Annotated in this window: 10 protein-coding genes; 7 read left to right on the top strand and 3 right to left on the bottom strand. The window is 68.9% G+C overall.

The genetic code is table 11. The features are described from left to right. The first annotated feature begins 13 nt into the window (after positions 1-13). From ACQ7HM_RS04495 to ACQ7HM_RS04510, 4 genes are all read left to right on the top strand, one after another. Positions 14-3,355 carry an arabinosyltransferase domain-containing protein gene (locus tag ACQ7HM_RS04495; protein WP_434215021.1) on the top strand — a complete coding sequence of 1,114 codons (3,342 nt, stop codon included), beginning with the start codon at positions 14-16 and terminating at the stop codon, positions 3,353-3,355. Between the two features lie 71 nt (positions 3,356-3,426). Then, positions 3,427-6,711: an arabinosyltransferase domain-containing protein gene (locus ACQ7HM_RS04500; RefSeq protein ID WP_434215629.1), complete on the top strand. Its 3,285-nt coding sequence runs from the start codon at positions 3,427-3,429 to the stop codon at positions 6,709-6,711. A 115-nt stretch (positions 6,712-6,826) separates the two neighbouring features. Beyond that, complete coding sequence (locus ACQ7HM_RS04505) at positions 6,827-7,810, top strand: cytochrome c oxidase assembly protein (protein WP_434215022.1); 984 nt, start codon at positions 6,827-6,829, stop codon at positions 7,808-7,810. Positions 7,811-7,889: 79 nt separating this feature from the next. Next, on the top strand, positions 7,890-8,564 hold the full coding sequence (locus ACQ7HM_RS04510) for a hypothetical protein (RefSeq protein WP_434215023.1): 675 nt from the start codon (positions 7,890-7,892) through the stop codon (positions 8,562-8,564). 211 nt (positions 8,565-8,775) lie between these two features. Here ACQ7HM_RS04510 and ACQ7HM_RS04515 read toward each other — a convergent pair whose 3' ends face one another. After that, positions 8,776-9,708: a hypothetical protein gene (locus ACQ7HM_RS04515; RefSeq protein ID WP_434215024.1), complete on the bottom strand. Its 933-nt coding sequence runs from the start codon at positions 9,706-9,708 to the stop codon at positions 8,776-8,778. A 281-nt stretch (positions 9,709-9,989) separates the two neighbouring features. Between ACQ7HM_RS04515 and ACQ7HM_RS04520 the strand changes: the two genes are divergently transcribed. Together ACQ7HM_RS04520 and ACQ7HM_RS04525 are read left to right on the top strand one after the other, a co-directional pair. Then, entirely contained in the window at positions 9,990-11,852 is a 1,863-nt protein-coding gene (locus tag ACQ7HM_RS04520; protein ID WP_434215025.1) for an ABC transporter ATP-binding protein, read from the top strand. Positions 11,853-11,998: 146 nt separating this feature from the next. After that, complete coding sequence (locus ACQ7HM_RS04525) at positions 11,999-13,111, top strand: glycosyltransferase family 4 protein (RefSeq protein WP_434215026.1); 1,113 nt, start codon at positions 11,999-12,001, stop codon at positions 13,109-13,111. Here the strand turns inward: ACQ7HM_RS04525 and ACQ7HM_RS04530 are convergent. Together ACQ7HM_RS04530 and ACQ7HM_RS04535 are read right to left on the bottom strand one after the other, a co-directional pair. Further along, positions 13,099-14,283 (bottom strand): glycosyltransferase, encoded by a 1,185-nt coding sequence (locus tag ACQ7HM_RS04530; protein ID WP_434215027.1) that lies wholly within the window; start codon positions 14,281-14,283, stop codon positions 13,099-13,101. The two genes, ACQ7HM_RS04525 and ACQ7HM_RS04530, sit on opposite strands and share 13 nt — an antisense overlap. Positions 14,284-14,385: 102 nt before the next feature. After that, the gene (locus ACQ7HM_RS04535; protein ID WP_434215028.1) at positions 14,386-15,576 is read right to left on the bottom strand and encodes an acyl-CoA dehydrogenase family protein; all 1,191 of its coding nucleotides are present in this window, start codon (positions 15,574-15,576) and stop codon (positions 14,386-14,388) included. Between the two features lie 206 nt (positions 15,577-15,782). Here ACQ7HM_RS04535 and ACQ7HM_RS04540 point away from each other — a divergent pair, with 206 nt between their 5' ends. Beyond that, positions 15,783-17,138, top strand: a complete 1,356-nt coding sequence (locus tag ACQ7HM_RS04540) for an aminotransferase class I/II-fold pyridoxal phosphate-dependent enzyme (RefSeq protein ID WP_434215029.1) — start codon at positions 15,783-15,785, stop codon at positions 17,136-17,138.

Below are 17,138 nucleotides of genomic sequence, written 5' to 3' on the forward strand. Positions count from 1 at the left end.
GTTGCTCGTGCCGATGACTGCCCGACTGTCCAGTGCGACAACCGCTCGCCTGGTGGCCGTGAGTGCCGGTGTGGTGGGGATTCTCGCGTGCATCCTCACCCCGCTGCTGCCGGTGAACCAGACCACCGCCGCGTTCTCCTGGCCCGCCGGGCAGTCACTGGCAGCCGACACGCCGTCGGTGGTCGCGCCGTTGACGGCCCAGACGCCGCAGTCGCTGACCGCGTCGATCCCGTGCTCGCTGGTCGATTCCCTCGGATCCGGCGGCGGCACCCTGCTCGCCACGATGCCCACCACCGCCGACCGCGCCTCGCAGAAGTCGCTCGTGGTCTCGGCGAACTCCTCCACCGTCACCGTCTCGTTCCGCGGCACGCCCGCGGCGTCGGCCACGCGTGAGCAGGTCCGGTCGTCGCAGTGCCGCTCGATCCGCGTGTTCTCCTCCCCGACCGGCCCCGGCGCCCAGTTCGTCGGCCTCGGCCCGGCCACCACCCTCACCCCGGACAAGCGTCCCCAGGTCGACGGCATCTTCAGCACGCTGACCACCCCGCGGGTCCAGGCCGCAGCCGCCCAGGGCCTGCGCGTCGACGTCGGGATCGACAACCGGTACGCCAGCTCGCCGTCGGCGATCAAGCTCGCCGTCATGATCATCGGGATCCTGGCCATCGCGCTGGCCCTGATCGCCCTGGCCCGCCTCGACTGGTTGGGGGGACACCACCGCCGGATCGGCGTGCGCTCGTGGCGACGTGTATTGGCCCCGCGGATCACCGACACCGCCGTCACCGCGGTGCTCATCGTGTGGTTGTTCCTCGGCGCAGGCACCCCCGACGACGGGTACGTGCTGACGATGGGGCGCGTCGCCGACGGTGCCGGATACCTTTCCAATTACTACCGCTGGTTCGGCATCCCCGAGGCGCCGTTCGACTGGTACTACAGCTTCCTGGGTCACTGGTCATCTGTCTCGACCGCCGGGATCTGGATGCACATCCCCGCGCTCGTCGCCGCGCTCGTCTCCTGGTTCGTGCTGAGCCGAGTGCTGCTGCCCCGTCTGGGCGCCGCGGTCCGTCGCAGCGGGTGGGCGCTGTGGGCCGCCGCCGCGGTCTTCGTCGCCTTCTGGCTGCCGTTCGACAGCGGTCTGCGCAGCGAACCGATCATCGTCGCCGGATCGCTGCTCACGTGGTGGGGTGTCGAGCAGGCCATCGGCACCCGCCGCCTGCTCCCCGCCGCGCTGGCCACCGTCGCCGCCGGCCTCACCCTGGCCCTCGCGCCGCACGGCGTGATCGCGGTCGCGGTCCTCGTCGCCGGTGCACGCGCGATGGTCGAGGTGGTGCTGCGCCGCCGCCGCGGTGACGGTCTCGCACCGCTGGTGCTGCCGGTCGTGGCCGCCGGACTGTTCACCCTCATCGTGGTGTTCCGCGACCAGACCCTCGCGACCGTCTACGACGCGGTCCGCATCCGCTTCACCGTCGGCCCCTCGCTGAGCTGGCACGAGGAGTATTTCCGCTACTTCTTCCTCACCGTGTCCACCGACGACGGCGCCCTCACCCGCCGCGTGCCGGTGCTGCTGCTGCTCGCCTCGGTCTTCGTGGTCCTCGCGGTCATGTTGCGGCGCAAGCGGATCCGCGGCATCGATCCCGGTCCGGTGTGGCGCGGGATCGGCGCCGTCGGCGTCACGCTGGTGCTGTGGGTGTTCGCGCCCACCAAATGGACCATCCAGTTCGGCATCTTCGCCGGTGTCGCCGCGGCCCTGGCCGCCGTCGCGACCGTCGCCATCGCGCAGTCCGCGGCCCGCTCGGCCCGCAACCTCGCGGTCCTCGTCGCGGGACTGCTGTTCGCGCTCGCAGCGTCGATGGCGGGCAAGAACGCGTGGCCGTGGGCGTATGACTTCGGCATCTCGTGGTTCGACCGCGCCCCGGTGCTGGCCGGGATCCAGGTCTCGACGATCCTGCTGGTGCTCGCCGTCCTCGCCTCGGCGGGCGCGGTGTGGCTGCACCTGCGACTCGATTTCGTGGACAACCGCGGCGTGGTCCACGAGTCGGACCCCGACGACCCCTCGGCCGATCCGTCGGCCCACATCGAGGCCCCGTCGGACGCGCCGTCACGGGCCGATCGCCGCCGCCTCGTGCTGGCGTCGTCGCCCATCGCCGCCATCGCGATCCTCATGGTGGTGGCCGAACTCGCGGTGTTCGCCAAGGCCGCGGTCGCCCGCGGCTCGGAGTACACGGTGGTCGGCGCGAACCTGCGGGCCGTGGGCGGCGACACCTGCGCCATGGCCGACGACGTGCTCGTCGAACGCGACGCCAACGCCGGCACCCTCGTGCCCGCCGACGGCGGTTCCGCCTCCGCCGCGCTCGCCGGCACCGGTTCGGTCGGCTTCACCCCGAACGGTGTCGCACCCGACCTGTCGCCGGAGCCGACGCAGTCGCGCCCCGGTCAGATGAACGTGGCCGGCACCATCCAGAACGCCTTCACCGTCACCGGCGGACTTCCGGGAACGCTGGGCGGCAACGGACCTCGCACCGTCAACGGTTCCACCGCGGCGCTGCCCTTCGGTCTCGACCCGTCGCGCACCCCGGTGCTCGGCAGCTACGGATACGACTCGGGTCGGGCGTCGTTGACCACGTCCTGGTACCGACTCCCCCAGCGCGGCAGCACGCCGCTCATCGTCATCAGCGCGGCGGGAGCGATCGCCTCGGTCGACGTCGACGGTGTCGGCGAATTCGGTCGCTCGCTGCGCGTGCAGTTCGGGATCAGTTCCCCCACAGGCGAGTTCACCCAGGTCGGCACCCCGTACATGCCGATCGACCCGGGTCCCGAGCCACCGAACCGACCGTGGCGCAACCTGCGCGTCCCGACCGAGGTCATCCCTCCGCGCGCGCAGGTCATGCGGATCGTCGCCGACGACGACAACCTCACCTCCGATCAGTGGCTCGCCATCACCCCGCCGCGGGCGGCGCAGCTGCAGACGCTGCAGGACGTCGTCGGTTCCTCGGCGCCGACGCTGATCGACTTCACCGTCGCCGCCCAGTTCCCGTGCCAGCAGCCGATCGTCTCGCGCCACGGCGTGACCGACGTCCCGCGGTGGCGGATCCTTCCCGATCGCATCACCGCGCTGTCGCAGTCGAAGACCTGGATGGACTCCGACGACGGTGGCCTGCTGGGGATCTCGGAGGGCACCACCACACCGACCACGGTGCCGACCTACCTGCGCGACGACTGGTTCCGCGACTGGGGTTCGCTGGAGCGACTGGCACCCCTGGCCCCGGACGCACCCACCGCGACCGTCACCACCGGCGACCGCAGTCGCTGGGGATGGTCACGTGACGGGTCCATCCGCGTCGTGAAGTCGGACGACTCGTGAGCGCATCGACCACCCCAGAGGGCACCACTGTGACCAAGACTTCCCCACGTCCGCCGACCTCGGCGGGGCGCATGCGCATGGTGCGGATCGTCGCGATCGTCACCGGTCTGCTCGGCGCGCTGCTCGCGCTGGCGACGCCGCTGCTGCCGGTGAACCAGACGACGGCGTCGATGTCGTGGCCCCAACAGGGTGTCGGACAGAACGGTGTCGGCGACGTCGCAGCCCCGCTGGTGTCGTTCGTCCCCGTCGACGCCGACGTGACCGTGCCCTGCACAGCCGCGGCGCGACTGCCCTCCTTCGGCGGCAACCTCCTCTCGACGATCCCCACGGCCGGGTCGGACGCCTTCGCGCGCGGCCTGTTCGTCTCGGTGACGTCGGACCAGATCCAGGTCACCGACCGCAACGTGGTGCTCGTCAACACCCCTCGCGCGCAGGCGCAGAGCGACGCGGACTGCTCGATCGTCATGCGGTTCGACGGCACCCGGACCCGCGCGGAGATCCGCGGGCTCCCCTCGGGGGCGGCCGGTCAGCTGTCGTTCGACGTCGCCGATCCCAACCTGCGGCCGCAGATCGTCGGCATCTACACCGATCTGCCGAGCTCGACCCCGGCCACCGGCCTGTCGGTGCGCGCGACCATCGACACCCGCTTCGTCACCACACCCACGGCACTGAAGCTGACCGCGATGGTGCTCGGTATCGCGATGACACTGCTGTCGCTGATCTCGCTGGGCATCCTCGACACCGGAGACGGCCGACGCCACAAGCGGTTCCTCCCCGCGAAGTGGTGGACGCTGCGACCCATCGACGGTGTCGTCATCGTGGTCCTCGGACTGTGGTGGTTCCTGGGCGGCAACACCTCCGACGACGGCTACAACTTCACCGTCGGCCGCGTCGCCGACGCCGCCGGGTACCCGATCAACTACTACCGGTACTTCGGTGTGCCCCAGGACCCGTTCGGGTGGCACTACCAGGTGATCCGCGCGATGACCCACGTCAGTCTCGCCGCACCCTGGATGCGTCTGCCCGCGTTCCTGCTCGGACTGCTCGGCTGGTGGCTGCTCAGCCGCGAGGTCATCCCCCGCCTCGGTCGCACCGTCCGCCACTCCACACCCGCGCTGTGGACGTGTGCCGCGGTGTTCCTGGCGATCTGGCTGCCGTTCAACAACGGTCTGCGGCCCGAGCCCGCTCTCGCCGTCGGCGCGCTCCTCACGTGGTGCGCGGTCGATCGGTCGATCGCCACCGGGCGTTTCCTGCCACTGGCCACGGCGACGATCTTCGCGGCGTTCACCCTCGCCATCGCCCCCGGCGGCCTCATGGCCGTCGCGGCGCTCGTGGCCGGGATCCGGCCACTGATCAAGAGACTCGCGAGACGCCGACACCGCGACGGGCTGTTGCCGATCCTGGCGCCGATCCTCGCCGCGGGCACGGCCGTGTTGTTCGAGATCTTCGCCGACAACACCCTGTCGGGGGTCATCACGAGCTCGAAGGTGGCCAGTGAGGTCGGGCCGACGCTCGAGTGGTGGCAGGAGCCGGTGCGCTACTACTACCTGCTGCTGCCCAACCAGGTCGACGCCTCGCTTGCCCGCCGCTTCGGCATCCTCACCATGTTCCTGCTGCTGGGGTTCGTGATCCTCGTGCTGCTGCGCCGGCGGTCGCCGCGCGGCATCGCCCGCGGACCCGTGTGGCGTCTCGTCGCGGTCATCCTCGGCACCGTCTTCATCATCTCGTTCACGCCCACCAAATGGACCCACCATCTCGGTGTCTACGCGGGCATCGCGGGCGGCCTGGCCGCGGCGGCCGGTGCGATGGCGGCGCCGGCGATCCTCCGTCGCCGTCGCAACCGCACCTTCCTCGTGGCGGCTCTGTTCTTCGTGATGGGTATCGCGTTCGCGGGCATCAACGGCTGGTGGTTCGTCGGTACCTACGGCGTGCCGTGGCGGGATCGACCACCGGCGATCGGCGGGATCCGCGTCTACTGGTTGCTGCTCGCACTGTCGGTGATCACCGCGCTCATCGGGTTCTGGCAGCACCTGCGCGACGACCACGTCGACGACGACGTCGCCCGGGGCCGCGGATCGAGCAGTCGATGGCGCACACCGCACGGCGCGATCGTGCCGACACTGATCGCTCTCGTGGTGGTCTTCGAGGTACTCTCGCTCGTGAAAGGCGCTGTCGTGCAGCGCAACAGCTTCTCGTGGGCGTCGAGCAACGCACGGGCACTCACCGGCAACATCTGCGGCATGGCCAACGACGTGCTCGTCGAGACCGACCCGAACGGCGGCCTGCTGGCTCCCGCCGCGGTCGCCGGCCAGTCGCCGACCACCTCGCCCGGTGACGCCCTCGCCGGGCCGCAACCCTCGTCGGGCTTCACGCCGAACGGGGTGCCGAACGACCTGTCGGTCGACACCACCCAGAACAGCGACGACGACGCCACCACCAGCAGCTCGACGAACACCACCGGCGGGTCGGCGGGTTCCGACGACGCCTCCACCGGCGACGAGTCGACCGAGGGCGGCACCGGTGGCGGCCAGGGTGCGCGCGGTGTCAACGGTTCGACGGTGAAGCTGCCGTTCGGGCTCTCCCCCGAACGCACCCCGGTGCTCGGCAGCTACGGCGGCTCGGGCGGTTCGCTCACCACCGACTGGTACCGGATGCCTGCCCGATCGGCCGACGCACCGCTGCTCACGGTGTCGGTCGCGGGTGCGGTCGAAGCGCGCAACGGACTCGGGATCGTCAGCCAGGGCCAGCAGGTCCGGGTGCAGTACGGCCGGGTCGGCCCCGACGGAGCCGTGGTCGGGGTGGGACAGCGCTCCCCCATCGACGTCGGTGAGGCGCCGACGTGGCGCAACCTGCGGTTCCCGCTCTCCGATGCGCCCGCCGGAGCGACCGTCGCGCGGCTGATCGTCGCCGACACCAGCGGCAGCTCCGATCAGTGGGTCGCGGTCACGCCGCCGCGCATCAGCACCCTGCGCACCCTCGAGCAGGTCGTCGGACGCACCGATCCGGTTCTCATCGACTGGGTGCCCGCGTTCGTGTTCCCGTGCCAGCGCCCGATGTCGGTGCGCAACGGTGTGGAGGAGGTGCCCAAGTGGCGCATCCTGCCCGACGCCGGTGCCACGCGTCAGAACAGCCAGACGTGGATGTCGGGCAAAGCGGGTGGACCGCTGGGCCTGACCGAGGCGATGCTGCGACCGCAGCTGCTGGCGACGTATCTGCGCAACAACTGGGGCAACGACTGGGGTTCGCTGCAGCGGTTCAGCGAGATCCTGCCCGCGCAGACGGCGAAGCTGACCATCGGCGAGGAGACCCGGTCGGGTCTGTGGGATCCGGCGCCCATGCGGTCGATCGGCTACTGACCCTCCGGGGAACCGGACCTTTCGGACACCGTGGCGCATATGGTGTGAGCTGCGGCGATGATCCTCGACGCCGCCCGCGGCCGCGGGGATAGTGGGTCGGGTGGACATGACACCGATGACCCGACCCGACATCCTCACCGACTGGACCGCGACACCGGTCTGGTGGGCGGTGATGGCGATCGCCACCGCGGCGTACCTCGTCGGCGTCGCGCGGTGCCGTCGCGCCGGTGTCGCGTGGCCGTGGTCGCGTACCGCGAGCTGGGTGGGCGCGATGGCGCTGCTGGTGGTGGCGCTCAACTCGAGTGCCGCGGCGTTCGCGCACCACCTGTTCTGGATGCACATGATCACCCACCTGCTGTTGATCATGGTGATCCCGCTGACCCTCGTGCTGGCGCAGCCGGTGCGTCTGGCGATGGAGTCGTCGGGACCCGTGGGCGCCGGCCGGGTCCGTGCGGTCATGACCCATCGCGTCACCCGCTTCCTCACCTCGCCCGCGTTCTCGGTGCCGGTGTACGCGGCGGTGCTCGTCGGCACGCACCTGACCGGTTTCCAGCAGGCGATGAGCGAGCACGGCTGGATCCACACCGGCGAGACGGTGGTCTACATCGTGAGCGGGTACCTGCTGCTGCTGCCGACCATCGGCGGCGAGTTCAGCGGACACGACCTGTCGCATCCGGTCCGCTTCGTGACGCTGCTGATCGCGATGGGCCCCGACACCCTCGTCGGCATCGTGCTCATGCTCACCGACCGCCCGTTGGCACCGGCCTACGGCGAATCGCGCCTCGGGTGGGGTCCCGATGCGCTCGCCGACCAGAACATCGCCGGCGCCATCATGTGGTTCGGCGGTGACGGACTGATGATGTTGCTCTTGGTACTGGTCGCGGGACAGTGGATCCGCGCCGAGACCCACCGGAAGCCGGGCGAGGCGCGGCGGGTGTCGTGGTTGGACCGTGCCCGTCAGGAGGCGACGCTGGCCCCCGGCGCCACCGACGACGCCGATTCCTACGACATCGACGGGGACGACGCGGCGTTGGCGGCCTACAACGCCCGGCTCGCCGCCCTGCACGCCGCCGAGAGCGGGCCGCGCGCCCGTCGGTAGACCGCGGTCGTGACCTGCGCCAACGACCCGTCGCCGCTGCTATTGTCCTCTCGCCGGGGGCACGACGAAGGACGGTGCAGTGCGCGAGGAGCTCGACTACGAAGCGACCAAGGCCGCTTTGCGTGCACAGGTGTCCGCGTCTCCCGCCTCCCACCACGCGTTGCCGTCGGGGTGGCGCTGGTTCAGCGCCGTCGCCGGCGTCATCGTCGTGGTCTGCGCGGTGACCATCACCCTGTGGGCCACCCACGGCGGTTCCTCGGCACAGATGCGGCTCGTCCCCAGTGCGGGACACGAGACCGCACGCGCCGCGTCCACCGCACCGTCGGCGCCTGCCGGTAAACCCGCACTCGCCCCTCCCGCGGCGTCCCCCGTGGACGCGACAGCACCGTTCGACCAGGCTGCCACCCCGACCGATGCCGACGGGGCCTTCATCTCCGGCGACACCGGGTCCGTCGCCGGTGGGGCGCCCGTCGCGCCAGGGCCTGTCGTCCCACCGCGAACGGAGACCGCAGCCACCGGCATCGCATCGCCCCGTGACGGCGGCAGCGGTCCGTCACGTCCGACTGCACAGCAGCCGGCACCGAACCCCCCTGCGACGTCGATCACGCCTCCGGTGGTGACCCCTCCGGTCACCTCACCGCCCACCTCCGACCCGCCGCCGGCGTCCGGGGGCGGCGCCTCCGACCCCGCAGGCAGTGGCGGTGGTGGCGGACAGTCCTCCGGCGGTGGCGAATCGGGTGACACCGCGGGCTGACCGAACGTGGCCGTTCTCACGGCCGCAACTCGGGCGACGGTCGGGAACTCTGGCTCGCACCTATGTGTAACGGGTGACTCAACCCCTACGTTGTCAGCGAGTGGCACCCATCGGCGGCATTGCGAGCCATTGACCGATCCAACTCAGCCCACCGATGCCAGAGGACAAACACCTGATTCGGCACGTCCGTGCCCTGGCCAGGAGTTCCAGCTCAAAGCCACGCAGGGTCGAGCGGGTGCTGCAGCAACTGTGGTGCATTCACCTTGTCGAGTGGGTGAGTGAGTGATTCACGTCGAACCGCTGCGTGCACCCTGTCGCGCCTCAACCACGTGGCCTCGACAACCGGGTGAAGCGAGAAACCTGCGTAAGGGACCGGATACTCATTGTTGTTCTGATGAACGTGTACCAGCTGAAAGTGCTCATTCAGCCGGCGAAAGGCCGCGTCGATCATCGCAAAGCCGCTCGGCGACGAGAGGTGGTGCAGGTCGTGCATCTCGATGGCGAGGATGCGCACTCGACTCAGAACTGCGTCGGTCGCCGCCGCGAGCACGCCCCACTCGTGCCCTTCGATGTCCATCTGCAGCATCACGTCGCCATCGCCGGGGGCGCGGCGCTCAACCCAGTCTTCCAACGTGGTCCAGCGGCCGACCGTCCTCGCGCCGAGAAAGAGCGGTTCGAAGTCGATCGCGGGGTGTGCGACGGGGAGGCCGGGGACCGACGCATCGATCATGTGAACGGGTATGCCCCGGTCGGCGATCGAGACATCGAATCCGATTTCGTCTGCTACACCCGGCGAGAAGGACGCGACGATTCCCTCCAAGTCATCGGGTAGCAAGTAGCCGCCGTCGTCGTCCGGACCGACTCGGATGATCGGCACGCCCGGATCGACGATGTCGAATGAGTCGAAGAACGCGCGGAGCTGTTCGGCCGACGTACCCATACCCTCGACGACGTCGACGTCAGCTGCCCTCTTCCGCGTGCGGGCGCGCCGCACTGCGTGGTCGTGGGACCACCGATCCTGACCGGGCAACAGTGCAGAACGTGAACGCTGGAGATCTCGTCGGTCTCGATAGACGTCCCAGAGTCCGATCTGCTTCAAGACGCCTTCCAGAGCTGCTCGGAGCGGCGCTGTTGCGTTCGACACACCGTGAGCGTAAGTCACACATGGCGTCGCGGCCTGCCGTCCGCGCCTCTGCTGGTCTCGGTCGCTCGCAGACTGCCTTCTCGCCGCCCCCGAGAGGCGTCCCGCCGACACCGCTCCCGTCCCGCGACGTCCGCTGACACCAGCAGCGCTACAACTTCACCGCCGGGCAGCGATGCAGGACGACGGCGGTGCCGGGGCGAGCTCAAGCGACGACTGAGCGCCGGAGTTCGTCACACCCGCGCGACTCCGATAACGGGCCGGAATTCTGGTTCACTATGCGCATGGGCGAAGAATCGACGCCAGACTTCTCGAAGAACGCCGCGAGTTCCTCGGAGAACCAGCCGAACACGCGCCTGTTGTGGGAGCTCATCCGTCCCCGCCTGCCGCTGTTCGGGTTGGCCACCGTTGCAGGATTGATCGGGTCGGCTGCACGCCTGGGCACACCCCTGGCGACGAAACACATTCTCGACTCGGTGGACGGCAAGTCCGGTCTCATCGCACCCCTGGCGATCCTGATCGGTCTGGTGATCATCAGCGCGGTCGCCCAGTGGTGGCAGCTGGTCACCCTCGGCAACCTGTCCGAGGGTGTGGTCTACGACGCCCGCCGCCGCATGAACCTCCGTTTCCTCTACGCCCGGCTCAGCCCCCTGCAGCGCAGTCCCGTCGGTGAACTTGTCACCCGTGTGACGTCGGATTCGGTGCTGCTTCGGGAGGCGGCGTCGTCGAGCATCGTCGGTGGCGTCAATGGCGTGGTGATGCTCATCGGCGCACTGGTGATGATGGCGATCCTCGACATCACCCTCGTCGGCGTGACCCTCATCGCGGTACTCGTCCTCACCTTCCTGTTCGGGCGCATCCTGCCCTCGATCGCGAAATCCCAGGAACGCGCGCAGGCTGCTGTCGGCGAACTCGGCGGCGAGCTCGACGGCAACCTGCGGGCCATCAAGTCCATCAAGGCCGCCATCGCCGAGGAGCGGGTGCGCACCCGACTCGACGAGATCGCCGCGCGCTCACGCGATCTGAACATGTACGCGGTGCGACGCCAGGCCCTGGCGATCACCACCTCGTTCACCGGTGTCCAGGTGTCGATCCTCGCGATCCTCGCGTTCGGCGCGGTGCGCGTGTCCTCGGGTGCGATGACGGTCTCCACGCTCGTGGCGTTCCTTCTCTACGCGTTCCAGATCGGCGACCCGATCGGTCAGCTCAGCACCAGCCTCACCCAGCTCCAGGCCGGACTGGCCGCGGCACGGCGCATCCGCCAGGTCGACGCGATGCCGATCGAGGGCGGTTCGCCGCAAAGCGGCTCGAACGGAGCCGGACCGCGACACCGCGCGGGGCACCCCGTCGCGGCGTGGGAGTCCAAGCGCAGTGTCCCCACCGGCGACGGCTCGGGGATGTTGTTGCGCAACGTGTTCGCCAGCTATCCCGACGGTGACCCGGTGCTCAACGGCATCGATCTACGGATGCCCAGCCGTGGTCACGTGGCCCTCATCGGCCCGTCCGGTGCAGGCAAGACGACGCTGCTGTCGTTGCTGCTGCGGTTCCTCGAACCCGACAGCGGCGAGCTCCGACTCGGAACCCATGCGTATCAGGATGTCTCGGCGTCGACCACGCGTACCCACTTCGCCTACGTCGAGCAGGAATCGCCGCTCATCCCCGGCACCCTGCGTGAGAACCTGCGCCTGATCAACACCCATGCCACCGACGAGGCCATGTACGAGGTCCTCGAGCGGCTGTCGTTGCGTGCCGTCGTGGACACGCTCCCCGGCGGTCTCGACGCACAGGTCTCGATCAACTCGCTCTCCGGCGGTCAACGCCAGCGCATCGCCGTGGCCCGCGCACTCCTCGCCGACCGCCCGGTGCTGCTGCTCGACGAGGCGACCGCCCAGGTCGACGCGCTGACCGAGCACGCCATCCACGACGCGATCGTCGATCACGCCCGCACCGGCCTGGTCATCACCATCGCCCACCGTCTGTCGACCGTGGTCGACGCAGACATGATCGTGGTCCTGCAGGACGGACGCCTCATCGCCCAGGGCACCCACGAGGAACTCCTGGTCAACAGTCCCCTCTACAAGGACCTGTTGTCCGCCTTGCGAATCCCCACCGACTCGGCACCGGAGAACGCCGCCGAATTGGGGTGAGGCCGTATGTCCGGCCCGTCGACCGATCGCACCACATGCGGCCGTAACGGTTCACAATCGGTCGGATGTGCGAGACAGTCGAAGGGTCCTCGTTCGTTCAGATGCGAGCGCGACGATGCTGCCGCCCTGTCGACGGAAGAGATTTCTTGCCCATCCGTATCGCGCTTGACGCGAGACCGCTCGCGGGCCCGCCCTGCGGCTTCACCAACTACATCGGCGCAATTCTCGCTTGCCTTCGTCAAGGGGATTTCGAGATCACGCTGATCAGCAACCAGCCACTTCTCGATCAATACGACGAGGATGTCGCCGGCCTCGAGCGGAATGTGTTCGGGCGGCCCGGCGACGTGCGATGGGAGCAGACAGACCTCCCGCGATTTCTCGACGACGGGGACTTTCATCTTTACGTCTCGGCGGCCAACCGTGGCATCCCCGCGCTGAAACGGGCACGAACCCGGTACGTGCTCGTGCTGTACGACGTGATCCCCTATCTGTTCTATCGCGACTACTACCTCCGCCAGTGGCGCATCTTCGCCATCAGCCGAGAGATGCAATCGATCCTCCTCGCCAACGTCATCGCGGCAGCGAGAGCGGACGCCATCCTGACGATCTCGCAACAGAGCGCAGCAGACATTCGTCGCATCTTTCGACGCAGATCCGTCACCCCGATCCTGATTCCTCTGCGGGGGGTCGAACATCGGGCGCCGATCGCACCGCGACCTCAGTTCGTCTACGTCGGCGGAACGGACTTCCGGAAGCGGCTGGATTCGCTGCTACACGGGTTCGCGCTCTTCGGGCGCGAGCATCCCGACCACAAGCTGGTGCTCGTCGGCTGGAACTTCGGGGGGATCGAGACACTGATCGAGAGACTGGATCTCGAAGGACGCGTCGAACTGACGGGCTACGTCGACGAAGCGACGAAGTTCCGGATCCTCGGTGAGAGCCTGGCGATGGTGTATCCGTCGCTGTACGAGGGGTATGGCCTCGCGATCGCAGAGGGTTTTCAAGCCCGTATCCCGGTCATCGCCGGAACTGGCGGCTCGCAGGGGGAAGTCGGTGGGCAGGGCATCAGACAGATCGACCCCCAGTCACCTGCGGACATCGCCCAGGCGATGACCGAGATGCTCGATACCGACACGCGTGCGGAATGGATCGCCCGCGGCGACGAGCAGCTCACGCGTCTCAGCGATCCCTCTATCGAGAAGGACATTCTCGAATATTTCACCGAGCAGGGTCGACTCGCGCGATCTCAGCGTTCTTGACGCTGAGCAGCATGAACGATCGCGGCGTCGACGACCTCGACGAGCCGCTGCCGGAACACCTCCGGTGAGCACGCGTCGGCGACGTAGGTGAGGGCACTGTCGCGCGTCGCCTGCCATTGCTCGCCGTCGGTGTACAGCTGCGCGCACGCCCGCGCGAAGCCCTCGGTACCGTCGCCGATCGCGACGGTGGGCTCGTGCACCTCGAGTTGGTCGGCGAGCTGCGGGGTCACGATCGAAGGGATCCCCTGGCTCATCGCCTCGACGACCTTGAGCGGGATTCCGGCCGAGTATCGGGTCGGAGCCACGAACACCCGGCACCGTTCATAGAGTTCGCCGAGATCCTCCACGACACCGAGAACGACGACCCGCTCCGATCGCAGGGCCTCGATCTCCGGGGAGTCGACCATCCCGGCGACATGGACGACGTACTCGTTCCCGATCAGACCGTCGAGCACCGGCATGATCTCTCGGACGAAGTACCGGACCGAGTCCACATTCGGCGTCAGGTCGGGCGGTCCGGCGAGGCGTCCGACGAACAGGATGTCGCGACGATCGTCGAAAGTCGCACCGAGATCCGGTCGAGCGGTGGTCGCATGGGGCAGAACGTGTGTGGGGATGTCCACCCCGGAACGGATCGCGGCGGCGTCGGACGACCCGGCCGTGGTGACGGCGTCCGCCTCCGACATGAGCTGCAGTTCGGCCAGGAGTTCCTCGTGGTACTCCGCCTCGGACATCACGGGGGGATACAGCGCCCGACGGAGCTTCTCGCGTACGGCGAAGAGCGCCTCGGCGTCGTAGATCACGGGAGGTCGACGAGGGCCCCATCGCGGTTTCCATCCCACGGCGAGGACGGTCTGCATCGTCGGGGGGCGACTGACGAATATCGCGTCGTAGTCGGCACCGTCCGTCCGGAGGACGTTCCACAGGCCGAGCCGTCCCTGCCCGCGACGGAACCGGACCCGCCTGCCGAAGAGGGATGCCATCCGCCTACGTTCGCTGCGCTTCGACCACATCGGGTAGTGGTCGACGCGGAAACCGGCCTCGACGAACGACGAGACGATCTGGTGCGCTCGTGGAAGGCCCGCGCCGAGAAGAGGATCCGGCACGAACTGGTCGACGACGAGTATCCGGCGTTGCGGCGCCTGCCGGGCGGGCCGATCGTCGGTGGACACCGGTCACGACCTCCCACCCTGCGCTCGGTCGGACACCGGCCCCGACGGACCGCGACACCTCGGTCATACGAACGGTACCGAGGGCTCGCCGAATGCACCACCTCAGGCGAGGCGGAACTCCTCGCCGCGGTGGTAGGCGAACAGCGAGCGCTGGGTCTCGGTGGTCGACGGCGGGTGGAACGAGAACGCCTGCAACACCGACGCGAGGTAGGCGACGTCGGGGTCGGTGATGAAGGCGATCCCGCCGAGCGCAGAGGTGGCCGCGGCGGCCACGCGGAGCAGGGCGGTGCGCAGGGCGGTGCGGATGAACAGCAACCGGGCCGAGATGCCGGCGCCCCGTTCGCCGGCGTCGAGGGCGGCGGCCACCGATTCCAGTGCAGCCATGGCCGATTCGAGTTCGGCGGCGATGGGGGTGTAGGTCGCGGCGTCGACCCGGGGACTGTGCAGGAGCCGTTCGAGCAGCGTGCTCGCGGCGCCGATGTACCCCGCCGAGGCCAGCAGTCCGAACCAGAGGAAGCCGGTCATCTCGTGGATGCCGTCCGGGTCCTGCATCGTCCCGATCATCATGAGTGCCGCGGGGACGCGCACTCCGTCGAGGATCACCTCCTCGCTCTCTGCGCCGCCCAGGATCGGCGACGTCCAGAACGGTTCGATGCTGACGCCCGGCATCTGGGCCGGGATGAGTCCCACGGCCTTGCGGCCGCGACCACCCTCGGACTCCTTGGCGTCGAGACTCGCGGCGAGGAACGCCATCGAATACGCCATGCTGCAAGGCTTCTTCCGGCCGGTGACCACGTAGTCGCCGGTGTCCTCGTCGTAGACCGCCGACACGGTCGGGATCAGCGTGCTCCCACCGACCCGTCCCTCGGCGAACGCCGACGCGATCAGGGCGTTCTGCTCGACCACGCTCTGCAGCAGCGCGAGGTCCTCCTCGGGGCCGGTGAGCGCGATCTGCACGATCGTCGCGATCGACAGGTGGTGCATGACCGTGGCGACGGCCAGGGACGGCGACGCCGCGCCGATGGCGCGCTGCACCTGCAGGGCCTCGACCGCCGACGCACCCTGACCACTGATCTCGACGGGGACGATCAGCCCGCAGCCACCCGCCTCACGGAACACCTCGAGGCCACGGTTGCCCGGCGCCTCACGCTCGGCGAGCGTGGTCTCGTCGAACCATTCCGCGAGAACGGGCATCCGTCGTCTCAACGCGGCGCGGGCGTCGGCCAGCAACACCCCGCTCGCCGCCGAGTCCACTCGCCCCTCGTTGACCCGTGCCCCCACTGCGACGCTCATCCATCCCCCGATCGCGTTCGCCGCACGCCGAGACCGGGTGCGACCGTGTGATGGTTACCACATACCGGTCGGTATGGAAACCCTCTTCGGGTAAGTCTCCACAGATGTTGAGCATTGTTGTGACCGTTGTGGAAAGTGGACAATCCAGGCCCCTTTCGGCTGTGCGCCTCGATAACGTCGCGGCCACACGTACCGGGGGGGTCCTCATGTCTTCACAACTGATTCTCGATCGCATCCGCCACGACAAGCGCGTCTGGGCGTACCGCGTCATGCGCGACAGCGACCAGCTGCCGTTCTACCGGGTGATGAACTCCGTCAACGCGCCCACCGTCCCGGTGGAGGGACGCGAGTGCGTGATGCTCGGATCGAACAACTACCTCGGCATGGCCGACCACCCGAAGGTGCGCGAGTCGGCGATGGCCGCTCTGCAGAAGTACGGCACCACGGTCACCGGCAGCCGTCTGCTCAACGGCACGATCGACCTGCACGTGCAGCTCGAGGCCGAACTGGCCGCGTGGCACGGCACCAAGAACGCGCTTCTGTTCACCACCGGTTACCAGGCCAACCTCGGCGCCATCTCCGCCCTCGTCGGCGTCGGCGACACCGTCATCGTCGACTCCGCCGCGCACGCCTCCATCTACGACGCGGCGCGTCTGTCCCGCGCCAAGATCCGCGCGTTCCGCCACAACAACCCCGCGCAGCTCGACGAGCGTCTGAGCCGATCGGTCGGCGCCAAACTCGTCATCGTCGACGGCCTGTATTCCATGGAGGGTGACCTCGCCCCGCTCGACGCGATCGCCGACGTCTGCGAGAGGCACGACGCCGCACTGATGGTCGACGAGGCGCACAGCGTCGGGGTGCTGGGTGACCGTCGCACCGGCGCGGCCGAGCTCTACGGCGTGGAGAAGCGCATCGACGTCCGCATGGGGTCGCTGTCGAAGGGTCTCGGATCGACCGGTGGATTCGTCTGCGGCAATCGCGACATCGTCGACGCGCTGCGCGCCCACGCCCGCACCTTCCTGTTCACCACCGCCGCCGTCCCCGCCACCCTCGGAGCCGCGTTGGCGTCGGTCCGCATGCTGCAGACCGACGAGGGGCGCGAACGCGGCACGCGCACACTGGAGAACGCGAAGTACCTGCGCGACGGCCTGGTCGCCGCCGGCATCCCGACGGTGGAACCCTCACCGCTGCCCGACGGCACCGACGTGGTCTCCCCCATCGTCCCCGCGTTCTGCTACACCGAGCTACGGGTGTCGAACACGTGGCGGAAGCTGTACGACGAGGGCGTGTTCGCCGCGGTGGCGATGTTCCCCGCGGTCCCGCAGAACAAGGCGATGCTGCGTCTGTGCGTACAGACCGAGCACACACATTCCCAGCTCGACCGCGCGATCGACGCCCTCACCCGGCATCTCCCGCCGATGGACATCCACGAGACCGACGCGACCAACTACGCTGCAGGAGCGGTCAGTTCGGCCGAGGCGGCCGGGATGAACGACCCCGACGACATCGACACCACCTCCGAGCGCGCTGACGATCGAGTCCCGGCGTCGGCGCTGGGCTGA

Source organism: Williamsia sp. MIQD14 (genome assembly GCF_051025635.1).
Taxonomy (GTDB): domain Bacteria; phylum Actinomycetota; class Actinomycetes; order Mycobacteriales; family Mycobacteriaceae; genus Williamsia_A.

Excerpts from the sequence above, each read along its gene's own strand:
- ACQ7HM_RS04495 (WP_434215021.1), top strand. The coding sequence starts at position 14 with ATGACTGCCCGACTGTCCAGTGCGACAACCGCTCGCCTGGTGGCCGTG.
- ACQ7HM_RS04540 (WP_434215029.1), top strand. The coding sequence starts at position 15,783 with ATGTCTTCACAACTGATTCTCGATCGCATCCGCCACGACAAGCGCGTC.
- ACQ7HM_RS04535 (WP_434215028.1), bottom strand. The coding sequence starts at position 15,576 with ATGAGCGTCGCAGTGGGGGCACGGGTCAACGAGGGGCGAGTGGACTCG.
- ACQ7HM_RS04505 (WP_434215022.1), top strand. The coding sequence starts at position 6,827 with ATGACCCGACCCGACATCCTCACCGACTGGACCGCGACACCGGTCTGG.
- ACQ7HM_RS04500 (WP_434215629.1), top strand. The coding sequence starts at position 3,427 with ATGCGCATGGTGCGGATCGTCGCGATCGTCACCGGTCTGCTCGGCGCG.
- ACQ7HM_RS04520 (WP_434215025.1), top strand. The coding sequence starts at position 9,990 with ATGGGCGAAGAATCGACGCCAGACTTCTCGAAGAACGCCGCGAGTTCC.